This is a genomic window from Aquimarina sp. TRL1 (genome assembly GCF_013365535.1).
Classification (GTDB): domain Bacteria; phylum Bacteroidota; class Bacteroidia; order Flavobacteriales; family Flavobacteriaceae; genus Aquimarina; species Aquimarina hainanensis.
Window position 1 is genome coordinate 85,104 of the sequence record NZ_CP053590.1, and the last position, 12,348, is coordinate 97,451.

Annotated in this window: 11 protein-coding genes; 5 read left to right on the forward strand and 6 right to left on the reverse strand. The window is 33.3% G+C overall.

Annotation, left to right across the window (positions count from 1 at the left end; genetic code table 11):
• Positions 1-55 precede the first annotated feature (55 nt).
• The 5 genes from yidC to ruvX all read right to left on the reverse strand — a co-directional run bounded on the left by yidC (position 56) and on the right by ruvX (position 5,404).
• Positions 56-1,945, reverse strand: coding sequence for a membrane protein insertase YidC (yidC, locus tag HN014_RS00360; protein WP_176026934.1), 1,890 nt, complete (start codon positions 1,943-1,945; stop codon positions 56-58).
• 113 nt (positions 1,946-2,058) lie between these two features.
• Complete coding sequence (locus tag HN014_RS00365) at positions 2,059-3,675, reverse strand: CTP synthase (RefSeq protein ID WP_176026935.1); 1,617 nt, start codon at positions 3,673-3,675, stop codon at positions 2,059-2,061.
• Positions 3,676-3,853: 178 nt separating this feature from the next.
• Complete coding sequence (locus tag HN014_RS00370) at positions 3,854-4,270, reverse strand: DUF5606 domain-containing protein (protein WP_176026936.1); 417 nt, start codon at positions 4,268-4,270, stop codon at positions 3,854-3,856.
• Between the two features lie 95 nt (positions 4,271-4,365).
• Complete coding sequence (gene def, locus HN014_RS00375; RefSeq protein ID WP_176026937.1) at positions 4,366-4,956, reverse strand: peptide deformylase; 591 nt, start codon at positions 4,954-4,956, stop codon at positions 4,366-4,368.
• A 34-nt stretch (positions 4,957-4,990) separates the two neighbouring features.
• Positions 4,991-5,404 carry a Holliday junction resolvase RuvX gene (gene ruvX, locus HN014_RS00380; protein ID WP_176026938.1) on the reverse strand — a complete coding sequence of 138 codons (414 nt, stop codon included), beginning with the start codon at positions 5,402-5,404 and terminating at the stop codon, positions 4,991-4,993.
• A gap of 123 nt (positions 5,405-5,527) precedes the next feature.
• On the opposite strand from ruvX, the gene HN014_RS00385 reads away from it, so the two are divergent.
• Entirely contained in the window at positions 5,528-6,343 is an 816-nt protein-coding gene (locus HN014_RS00385) for a 2,3,4,5-tetrahydropyridine-2,6-dicarboxylate N-succinyltransferase (RefSeq protein ID WP_176026939.1), read from the forward strand.
• 131 nt (positions 6,344-6,474) lie between these two features.
• Positions 6,475-8,346 carry a glycosyltransferase family 9 protein gene (locus HN014_RS22770; RefSeq protein ID WP_368660064.1) on the forward strand — a complete coding sequence of 624 codons (1,872 nt, stop codon included), beginning with the start codon at positions 6,475-6,477 and terminating at the stop codon, positions 8,344-8,346.
• 10 nt (positions 8,347-8,356) lie between these two features.
• Here the strand turns inward: HN014_RS22770 and HN014_RS00400 are convergent, their stop codons facing one another.
• Positions 8,357-9,136, reverse strand: a complete 780-nt coding sequence (locus HN014_RS00400; RefSeq protein ID WP_176026940.1) for a lipopolysaccharide kinase InaA family protein — start codon at positions 9,134-9,136, stop codon at positions 8,357-8,359.
• 305 nt (positions 9,137-9,441) lie between these two features.
• On the opposite strand from HN014_RS00400, the gene HN014_RS00405 reads away from it, so the two are divergent.
• The 3 genes from HN014_RS00405 to HN014_RS00415 all read left to right on the forward strand — a co-directional run bounded on the left by HN014_RS00405 (position 9,442) and on the right by HN014_RS00415 (position 12,290).
• Positions 9,442-10,371, forward strand: a complete 930-nt coding sequence (locus tag HN014_RS00405; RefSeq protein ID WP_176026941.1) for a glycosyltransferase — start codon at positions 9,442-9,444, stop codon at positions 10,369-10,371.
• Between the two features lie 4 nt (positions 10,372-10,375).
• On the forward strand, positions 10,376-11,476 hold the full coding sequence (locus HN014_RS00410) for a glycosyltransferase family 4 protein (protein ID WP_176026942.1): 1,101 nt from the start codon (positions 10,376-10,378) through the stop codon (positions 11,474-11,476).
• A 244-nt stretch (positions 11,477-11,720) separates the two neighbouring features.
• Positions 11,721-12,290, forward strand: a complete 570-nt coding sequence (locus HN014_RS00415; protein ID WP_176026943.1) for an L-threonylcarbamoyladenylate synthase — start codon at positions 11,721-11,723, stop codon at positions 12,288-12,290.
• Positions 12,291-12,348 lie beyond the last annotated feature (58 nt).

Sequence of the window (12,348 nt, forward strand, 5' to 3'; positions counted from 1 at the left end):
AAAGCCTCATTCTTATCAAAGGATGAGGCTTTTTTGTTTAATATCTCAACAGCTTCTACTTATTTCTTGCTTTCTGCTGTTGTTCTGCCTGTTCCATGATTTCTTTCATTTTCTTCTGAAAACGTCCTTGTCTTTTAGGCTTTTTCTTATTCTCTTGAATTTTTGCATGGATTTTATCGTCATCGATGATTACATTTTTAATGACTAACATAATCCCTATAGTAATCAAATTCGACACAAAATAATATAGTGATAATCCACTCGCATAATTATTAAAGAAGAATAGCATCATCAATGGAGATAAATACATGATAAATTTCATATTTGGCATTCCTGGCTGCTGTGCTTGCATAGTCTGTCCTGTAGTCATTGTCATATAAATAAATATAGCTACAGATGCTAATAATGGGAATAAGCTCACATGATCTCCATAGAAAGGAATAGTAAATGGTAATTCTGCTATTACATCATAACTAGACAGGTCATCTGCCCATAAAAAGCTTTTTTGTCGTAATTGGAATGCACTTGGGAAAAAGTTAAACAATGCATAGAATACAGGAATCTGCATTAATGAAGGTAAACATCCACTCATCGGATTCGCTCCTGCTTTGTTATACAATGCCATAGTTTCTTGCTGCTTTTTCATGGCATTATCCTTATACTTTTCGTTAATTTCATTGATCTCAGGGCGTAATACTTTCATTTTAGCCTGCGATACATACTGTTTGTATTGAACGGGAGACAGTAATAATTTCACCAATACAGTCATCAAGATGATAACCACCCCATAAGATGATATAAAACTGCTTAAGAATCCGAATAATGGAATAAAGAGATACCTATTAATCCACCCAAAAATTCCCCATCCAAGAGGTACCACTTCGTCAAGGTTTCTATCATACCCATTAAGGATCTTAAAATCTGTTGGTCCGTAATACCAATCCATTCCATAATTAAGATCTCCTCCTTGTAATTCTAATGGCATAGAAGCGGCAAATTCCTTGGTTACTTTCACATCCTTATCTTCTATCTCTTTATTAGCCTGCATTATATTTTTAGACGAAAAAGAAGCTTCTTTGAAAGGAGTATCCGTCAGCAAAATTGATGTAAAGAAATGTTGTTTAAAAGCTATCCAACTAACATCTTCTTCCTGATCATCAGTAAATTCACTATGTCCTAAATAATCATCTTTTCCTCCTTCATACTCATATAATAATTCGGTATAACGATTTTCGTAAGATGCACTCTTAGCATGTCTGATTCCCTGAAGTTTCCAATCCAGTGTTATTTTTTGACTACTATTAAATACATTTCCCATTCCCTGAGATCGAATCGCAAAATCAACCATGTATTCACCTGGCTTCAGCTCATATCTGTATTCTAAAAATTTATCTTGAGAAACTTTCAATTTCATTGACAGCACTTGATTCTCTCCATTTTTAGATAGTTCCGGCTCAAAAAATAAATCTTTTGTATTAAGGGTTCTGTTATCTGTAGTTGCAAAATTAATATTCAACGAGGCATTTTTACCATCTTTTATTAAATATACCGGAACAGAATCGTATGTCTTAAAATTCTTAAGCAATGCCTCTTCAATATACCCTCCTCTGTTATTAACTTTAAGGCGAAGCACTTCATTTTCTATTGTAGTAGTGGCATTCTTAGCAGAAGGAAGTGATGCTGAATAAGCAAAGGCTCCTAATTGAGATTTTGCTTGTTCCAGTGCTAGAGAATCAGTAGCTACAATCGCTTCAGAATTTGAAACAAAATCGGTTTCGACTGTTTGCTTATCTGTATCCGTATTTTTATCTACTTGTTCTTGTTTTGCTTTTTCTGCATCTATTTCTTCTTGTGTAGGAGCATTATTATAAAGCATCCAAACTAAAATAATTCCAATCAGGACAAATCCAATTATAGATTTTAAATCAAATTTATTTTCTTCCATTGATGTAAGTATAAAAGAGTCTTCTTTTTATAGCAAGAAAGACTCTCTTCATTATTTTTTATTGTTTTAATGTCAATTATCTAGCCATTCCCCAAAACTATGTCAGATTGACATTATTTGGATTTAGCATACGCGACCGCTGCTTTTACAAACGCTACAAAAAGAGGATGTGGATTTGCTACGGTACTCTTATATTCTGGATGATATTGCACTCCGACAAACCAAGGGTGTTCAGGTAATTCTATAATTTCCACCAAACCTGTTTTAGGGTTTATCCCTGTTGTTTTTAATCCAGCTGCTTCTAATTGTTCTTTATAAGCATTATTATATTCGTATCTATGTCTATGACGTTCTGTTATCAGGTTTGTCTGATAGGCTTCATATACTTTACTATCTTTTATCAATTCACAATCCCAAGCACCTAAACGCATCGTTCCTCCCATATCCGTAATGTTTTTTTGCTCTTCCATCAGGTTTATAACAGGATGTGCTGTATTTTCATTCATCTCCACGGAAATTGCCCCTTCCAGTTTTAGAACATTCCTAGCGTATTCTATCACTGCCATCTGCATCCCTAAACAGATTCCAAAAAACGGTAACTTGTGCTCTCTTGCAAACTGAACTGCCTTTATCTTTCCTTCAATCCCTCGTTCTCCAAAACCGGGAGCAACCAGAATCCCATCCAAATGGGCTATTTTTTCACTGATGGTTTGATCATCTATATATTCCGAATGAATGCTTTCTACTTTTACTTTTACTTCATTATGTGCTCCTGCGTGAATAAATGCTTCTAAAATTGACTTATAAGAATCCTGTAATTCCACATATTTCCCTATCAATCCTATCGTCACTTCGCAAGTTGGATTTTTATGTCTCTTGAGGAAATTATTCCATTTATCCAGATTCGGTTGGTCGTCATCCCTAAGGACTAATTGTTTTAATACCACTGTATCCAGCCCTTCTTCTAACATAAGGTTTGGCACATCATAAATAGTAGATGCGTCTATTGACTGAATTACAGCTTCTTTTTTAACATTACAGAATAGTGCTAATTTACGTCTTAAATCGTCTGACAATTCATGCTCTGTTCTACACACTAAAATATCAGCTTTAATTCCACTTTCCATTAGTGTTTTTACACTATGCTGCGTCGGTTTTGTTTTGAGCTCTCCTGCTGCTGATAAATATGGAATTAAGGTCAGGTGAATGACCAATGCATTGGTATCTCCTAATTCCCATTTTAGCTGTCGTACTGCTTCTATGTATGGTAATGATTCAATATCTCCAACAGTTCCTCCTATTTCGGTAATAACGATATCATAATCCCCAGTTTTACCCAAAATCTGGATTCTCTCTTTAATCTCATTTGTAATATGAGGAACCACCTGTACTGTTTTTCCTAAAAATTCTCCTCTTCTTTCTTTCTCAATTACACTCTGATAAATCCTTCCTGTAGTAACATTATTCGCTTGTGAAGTCGGTGTATTAAGAAATCGTTCATAATGCCCTAAATCAAGATCTGTTTCAGCTCCATCGTCAGTGACATAACATTCTCCGTGTTCATAAGGATTTAATGTCCCCGGATCTACATTAATATACGGATCAAATTTCTGAATAGTCACTCTATATCCTCTTGCTTGCAAAAGTTTCGCCAATGAAGCCGCAATAATTCCTTTTCCCAAAGAAGAAGATACTCCTCCAGTAACAAAAACATACTTTGTATTAGCCATGTATACTAAAAATTTGTAGGGTTGTCTTTTTAAATTTGCGCAAAAGTACGAAGAAGTAGTGAAACAATTTATTGAAATTTGAGTCAATATTTATTTCCCGTAAGAATTAACTCCAAATAGAATAGAAAAAACAAATCCTGCCTTATGGCAGGATTCATACAATATTTTTTTTCTTCTTCTATTCTTCTTCCGAAGCTTCTGCTTCCTTTTCGGAAAAGTCTGTTATTCCTTTCGATTGTACAATATTATACCAGCTAATCACTTTTTTCATATCACTGGCATATACTCTGTCTTCATCATAATCAGGAAGAACTTCTCTAAAATAAGCTTCTATTGCTTTTTTGGATTCTTTATGACTAATCGCTTGTTCCCCATTTTCTTTTTCTTGAATTCTTCTGAAAATTTCTTTTAACGGGACTTCTTCTGTCATTGTATAGATTGCTATTTCACTAAGTACACTTACATTATGTCTCATATTGACAGATAATTTTTTTCCATCTGCTAGGGACTCTGCAACAAAACCACTTCGGGTTTGAGCTTTTAATTCGTACAATCCTGGTTTTCCAGAAATAGCTAATATTTTATCTAAACTCATATATTTTGTTTTCAACCTTGGCAAATATCTGTAGTTCCTTTTAAAAATTCAAACATCTTACTACTTAAATACCATACCAAATGGTTTATTTCTTATTATCGTTTCTTCTTTAGTAAAGGAAATTTCATCTTATAATCTGCTCCCACTTTTCCTTTAGAAATATTTGTCAGCTTACTTTTTATTAAACGCTTTTTTAGGCTAGATAGTTTATCCGTAAATAAAATTCCTTCGATATGGTCATATTCATGCTGAATAACCCTTGCTCCGAGACCGTCATATTCTTCTGTGATCTCATTAAAGTTTTCATCGTAATAACGAATCTTTATTTTCTCTTTTCTAAAAACATCTTCTCTTACATCAGGGATACTGAGACACCCTTCTGAAAAAGCCCATTCTTCTCCTGTTTCTTCAATAATTACAGGGTTTATAAATACCTTTTTTAAAGATTTTAGTTGCCTTTGTTCCTCTTCTGATAATTCCTCATCGTCTGAAAAAGGCGCTGCATCTACAATAAATAAGCGAATCGAAAGCCCTATCTGTGGAGCTGCCAACCCTACTCCATGGGCATTATACATCGTCTCAAACATATTTGTTATCAGCGCTGATAAGCCTTCATAATCAGCTGTTATATCTATTGCTTTTTTCTTTAATACCGGACTCCCGTATGCTACAATGGGTAAAATCATATTTATAACCTCCTTGAATTTTATTTTTTAGCTTCTATTTTCTATTATACAAATAGTCTTGAAGTATAATTGTGGCACTTATCTGATCGACAAGCGCTTTATCCCTTCTTTTCTTTTTGGAAATACCACTGGATATCATTGTATCAAAAGCAATTTTAGAAGTAAAACGCTCATCAATTCTATGAACTGGTATTTCTGGAAACAGTTTTTCTATTTTTTTTAAGAATGACTGAATTAATTGTTCACTTTCAGAAGGCGCTCCATGTAATCTTTTGGGCTCACCTACCACAAAAAGTTCTACTTCTTCTTTTTCTGTATAGTCCTTTAGCCAAGTTATTAACTCCTTCGTATCTACAGTGGTTAATCCCGATGCTATAATTTGAGATTCATCGGTAATTGCAATACCACATCGTTTGCCTCCATAATCAATCGCCAAAATTCTTGCCATTCAGTTTTTCTGCAAAAATAGGATTAATTATAAAAACCCCCTAATTATAAATAGCAGGCAAAAAATAATTAATCATTACTTTTTTCAATCTAAGCTATTATCTTTACCAAAATTTTTTAATCGATGAAGCAACTCAGAGAAATAATAGAAAACGCTTGGGACAATAGGGAGCTATTAAAAGAATCCAAAACCCAAGAAACAATACGCGAAATAATCAATTTACTCGACAACGGAGAATTAAGAGTTGCTGAGCCAACAGCATCGGGATGGCAAGTAAACGAATGGGTAAAAAAAGCAGTTGTTCTCTACTTCCCTATTCAACAAATGGAAACTTTGGAAGCTGGTATTTTTGAATACCATGATAAAATACCATTAAAAAGAGGATATGAAGAAAAAGGGATTCGTGTAGTACCTAATGCAGTAGCCCGACATGGAGCTTATATATCACCTGGTACAATTCTAATGCCTAGTTATGTAAATATCGGTGCCTATGTTGATAAAGGAACAATGGTAGATACCTGGGCTACTGTGGGAAGTTGTGCACAGATAGGTAAAAATGTACACCTTAGCGGGGGTGTAGGTATTGGAGGTGTTTTAGAACCTCTTCAAGCTGCCCCTGTGATCATAGAAGACAACGCCTTTATTGGCTCCAGATGTATTGTTGTAGAAGGAGTTCGTGTAGAAAAAGAAGCAGTACTTGGTGCTAATGTAGTTCTTACTGCGTCTACAAAAATTATAGATGTAACTGGAGACACTCCTGTAGAAAGAAAAGGAGTTGTTCCTGCCGGATCTGTTGTTATTCCGGGAAGTTATACTAAAAAATTTGCAGCAGGAGAATACAATGTTCCTTGTGCTTTGATTATTGGAAAAAGAAAAGAAAGTACTGATAAAAAGACATCATTAAATGACGCCTTGAGAGAATATGATGTAGCTGTATAAAACATTCTAAAAAAAACAAAGAACTATCGTTATAGATTCATGGTTCTTTGTTTTTCTATTTTTTATCCCTGTCATTCTTATTCAAAACTCTTCTTTTTTTTAAAAAAATTAACCTTGTAAATTTATAAAGCTTGAAAATACTTGTCATTCAACATAAAATGATTGGAGACGTTTTAGCCAGTACTGTAATATGTGAAGCGCTAAAAAAAAGACATCCAAACTCGACAATAGATTACCTGGTTAATACAAATACACTTCCGGTTATTAAAGAGAATCCTTTTTTTGATAACATTATTGAATTCAAACAGGAATACAGGGACGACAAAAAGAAATTCTATGCATTCCTGAAAAGCTTAAAAAAGGCTAATTACGATATCGCTATAGATGCCTACGGAAAATTAGAAAGTAATCTGATTACGCAATTTTCTGGTGCAAAAAGAAGGATTTCTTATCATAAATGGTATACTTATTTTTTATATTCAAAAACCATAAAAAGGGTTTCAAAACCCATTACTACTGCGAGTACATCTATTGAAAACAGGCTTCGATTGGTATTTGAAGAAGGTAAAATAGAGTCTAATATTATCAAACCGAAAATTTTCTTAACCGAACAGGAAAAAGAAAATGCCAAGACTTTTTTAACCAACCACGGAATAACATTTGATCGACCGGTTCTTATGATAAGTGTATTGGGGAGTGAGAAAAGAAAGACATTACCTTTTGAATATATGGCTGAAGTAATTGACAAGATTGTCACTACATGTGATGCACAATTATTATTCAACTACATTCCTAACCAAGAAGAAGACGCAAAAAAAATATATAACCTGACACAACCTAAAACCCAAAAACATATTTTTTTCGATGTATTTGGAAAAAGCTTGAGAGATTTTATTTCTTTGCTATCCCATTGTGATGCACTTATTGGAAATGAAGGAGGTGCTGTAAATATGGCAAAAGCATTAGGCACACCTACTTTTACCATTTTTTCTCCCTGGATTATCAAAAACAACTGGAATATGTTTGACGATGACAAAAAATATACTTCTGTCCATCTTTCTGATTTTCTCCCTGAACTTTTTACAGACAAAGACACAAAAGAACTAAAAAAAGCTTCTTTAAATCTGTATACATATTTCAAACCTCAATTATTTCTTAATAAAATGGAGGCATTTCTTCAAAAAAACATTCCTGAAACCTATTTAAAAAACAAAAATGCGATTACTTCTTCTCTAAGCCTACAAAGAGAAAAAGTAACGGCTATCATCCCTACATTTAATGAAGAACATAATATCCGTGGGGTTCTTGAGTCTGTATCCTTTGCAGATGAAATTATGGTAGTTGATTCATATAGTACTGATAAAACTGTTGAAATAGCACGAGAATATACAGACTTTATAGTTCAGCGAGAGTTTGATTATCCTAGTTTTCAAAAAAACTGGGCCATCCCACAAGCAAATAATGAATGGATTATTCTTGTCGATGCAGACGAAAGGGTTACTCCCAGCCTTAGAGATGAAATTTTAGAGATCTTAAAAAACCCAGGAGTAAATGACACAGTCGGATATTGGATAAAGCGAATGAATCACTTTATGGGGCAACGTATTCATTATAGTGGCTGGAGAAATGATAAAGTTATTAGATTATTCCATAGAGACAAGTGTCGATACGACAAAAAACATGTCCATGAAGAAATCGAAACTGATGGTAAATTGGGGATTCTAAAAGAAAAATTCTACCACAATACCTATGTAACTCTAGATCGTCACTTTGCCAAGCTGAATAAATATGCTACCTGGCAAGCAGAAGATTACAATGATAAAACCGGAAGATTAACTCCCTACCATTTTATCCTAAAACCTTTCTGGGGGTTTTTCAAACATTACATAATACAACAAGGGTTCAGAGATGGTTTTGTTGGGCTTACCATAGGATACATACAAGGATATACCGTATTTATGAGATATGTAAAACTATGGTTATTGAGACGAAACCTAAAATAAGTTAAAATCATTATTTTTCCCGGTACTTCTTTTTCCAGAAAAACACTTTTCTTTTTAGTGCTATCTTTTTATGATACTTATGCTGAAAAGCCTCGGTTAAGCTCCACATTTTTTCAAAAATGTATTGCTCATCCTTTCCTGTTAGTTTCGAATACTCATTAGACATTACCTGTACCATTTCTTTTTTGGGTGTTAATCTGGCAAAATTATGAATTCGCTCATCTAAACTCAGTGTTTTGAATTTCATCCTATTAAGATCAACCAGATAAAATTCATACTTCCCTCCCTTATTGAGTATTAAAGTATTTCCAGGGGAATGATCTAAAAACAACACTCCTTGTTCATGAAGCTCAAAAGTAAATCTTGTAAAAGCTCTTAAAATCGTTTCATGATCTGGAAAATCAGGTTGATGCACTAATTCTCTATATGTCAAATCCGGAGTAACCAACTCACTAACATAATAACTGTTTTTAAAAAGAAAAAGTGTAGTACTCGTACTATATGCTAATGGGAAAGGGGTATTAATTCCCAATCCCAACAATTTTCGTGCATAACGATATGATCTTTCCGCTTTTGATTTCCTAAAAAATCGATACACTACCTGATTGATAAAATTAGGAATCTTAAACGACTTAATTGTATATCTTTTACCCCCAATAGAAGCTATTTTGATAACATTTCGTTCCGCTGCTCCTAATATTTCTTTATAATTATCAAAATTGGCTATTGATGCCTCTATATCTGCCCGTAAAGAATCATTTAAATCGTCGACAACGATATTATTTTTCATATGTACCTTAAAATAGACACAAAGGTACTTATTTCGTAATAATTATACTCATAAATCAATAAACAACCGCATTACTTACTGCTTTATCTATACCCATTCAAGCCGTCGTTCTCATCTTATTATTAATACAAGAGATAAACATTCATCCCTCATGCTTTAACCCAAAAAAACAAAAACTTGCTTTTTAACAGACACATAATACACTTACTCTTAAAAACAGAAATTATCATCTGTGATTTTTTGTCATTAATTTTAAAAACTAAAGGTAAAAAAAAGTACTTTTGAGGCTTCTTATTACAGAAAATATGAGAGATATATCGATTATAATCATAAACTATAATTCATCTTCATACACAATTCAATGTATTCAGTCAATTATAGAAAAAACATCTCCTTCAATAAACTATGATATCATCGTAATAGATAATGCATCTCATTATGACGACTACAGTAAATTACTCAAAGAAATTACTGCCTTAGACAATCAAAAAATAACGATACAGAGAAGTAAATTAAATACTGGATTTGGAGGAGGTAATATGTTTGGGGTTCAATTTGCCAATGCGAAATACTACGCATTTGTCAATAATGATACTATTCTGAAAAACGATTGTATTTCCATTTCTTATAATTTTTTGGAAAATGCTAAAGACGCATCAATTTGTTGCCCACAGCAGTACGATGCTAATGATCATGTACAAATGTCTTTTGACCACTTTCTTTCATTAAAAAGAGAATTATTCGGTCGAAAAATATTAGAAAAAACAAACCCGAAAAGATATCCAAAAAGAAAAAAAGTATATACCTCTCCTCTAAAAGTAGAATGTGTTCCTGGATCTTTTTTAGTAACAAAAGCAAGTGCCTTCGATCAAGTTGGAGGCTTTGATACTAACATTTTTCTTTACTATGAAGAAACAGATCTATGCTACAGAATAAAAAAAGCCTTTTCTGATGGTAATAGTTATTTAGTTCCAGAAGGACAGTACCTTCACTTCGAAGGGCAATCAACCAAAAAAAGCAACGCTATTAAAAAAGAGCTAAAACTATCATTATTGTATGTTTTAAGAAAACATGCAGGTTATATACCATTCCAGGTGATGCGATTTGTATTAACTGGTAAATTCTTTTTTAAATCCATTATAAAGCCTAAGAATTTTGATCTGTTTCTCTTCTTTTTAAAAGGAGCCCCTCTCAGTGCTTCTTTAAAAATGAAACAAATGATCCATAAAAAATAATAAAATGCATATCCTACATTTATCTGCCGTAACAAATTGGGGAGGAGGAGAAAAACATATAGAAACGCTATACAATGAATTATCAGAGTTAGCTCCAGAAGTTAAAAACACTATTTTTTGTGCGAAAAATGGGGATTTTCATAAACACCTAAAAACACAACAAATAAATTATATTACAGCTCCCTTATCTATCAAGGTAGATCCTCGTTTTTTTATAAAACTAGGAATCATTTGTAAAAGAGAAAAGGTTGATTTGATTCACATTCACGATCCAAGTGCCATCCTACTAGCCATTCTATCGGATAAAATCTTTAATCTCCCTCCTTTTATTTATAGTAAAAAGACATCTTTCCCTATTAAAAACAGAAAGAAAACGCTATTTAAATACAACTATCCTAAAATAAAAAAGGTTATTTGTGTCTCTAAAAAAACCAAAGAAATCGCTGCTAAAAGCATTGTTGATAATCACAAAATTGTCACTATATACGATGGAACTGACATCGAAACTCCTCTTAAAAAGCCTTCGTTTGCAATACGGGAAAAGTTTAATCTAAAAGAAGATACCGTCATCGTTGGAAATATTGCGAATCATATCAGAGCAAAACACCTTGACACTCTTATTGATATTGTAGATATCATCATCAATAAAGAAAATAAAAAGAACTTCTTCTTTATCCAAATGGGGAATTACACAGAAAGAACTGAACCTCTCCTTCAAAGAGCAAAAGAATTACAGTTAGAACAACATCTGGTATTTTCCGGATTCACCCCGAATGCTTCGAGTTTTTTACCACAATTCGACATTAACCTAATCACCTCTCAAAGCGAGGGAATGCCATTAGTAATCTATGAATCGTTACTGCACAAAACTGCAGTAGTCAGTACCGATGTAGGAGGAATCCCCGAGATAATAGAACACAACATAAATGGGCTATTATCTCCTATGCACTCTCCTGACAAGCAAGCTGAACAGATCATCAGCTTATCAGAAGATGATGTTCTCAAAGAAAAGTTTATCAAAAACGGTTATGAAAAAGTAATCAATAATTACTCTAGTAAAAACATGGCTTTAGAAACATTACAACTCTATAAAAATATTGTTTAGTACCCTTTTACATTCAAAAATAAACTTGCCTTTATTTACTAACGCTTCAACACTAAACATTGCTAATTAGTTATAGATAAAATCATGATACCGTTTCCTATATCCTTCATTTGCTTAAGAAACAATAGAGTCTTTAATCGCCAAATAATTATGATCGGATCTCCTACATAAATATGGCACAAAACAAATGAAACTCTTATTTTTGCCACTTTAGAAATCAAAAATAGCATCAATTAGAAAAATAATGGCAGATCATAAAGATGAAATAGAAAAAACAATAGCTATTCTAAAAAAAGGAGGAATTATTCTATATCCAACGGACACTGTGTGGGGATTGGGATGTGATGCTACAAATGCAGAAGCTATTGACAAACTGAACCGATTAAAAAATCGTTCTGAAGAAAAATCCCTTATTTGTCTGGTCAGTGATTTTAAGATGCTGGGACAGTACGTAGAAGAAGTTCCAGAAGTCGCATATGACATCCTTAAATATGCTACCAAAGCAACCACCATTATCTATGATAAACCACTACGGGTAGCTGAGAACATTATAAGAGAAGACAACACCCTGGGAATTAGAGTTGTTAGAGATCCTTTTTGCGGTAAATTAATTCGCAAATTCAAAAGGCCCATTGTCTCTACTTCGGCAAATATCAGTAATCAACCAACCCCCAAACATCTAAAAGAAATTAGTCAAGAGATTTTGGAAGGCGTAGACTATGTCGTAAATTTGCCCTTACCAAATAAAAATGCAAAACCTTCTTCTATTATTAAGATAGGAAGTGATAGCACGGTAAAAATTATCAGGAAGTAAACTACCTCAGAGCAACGCCTCGGAGTATTAAAACCTCACTTAGTGAGTTGATCGATAG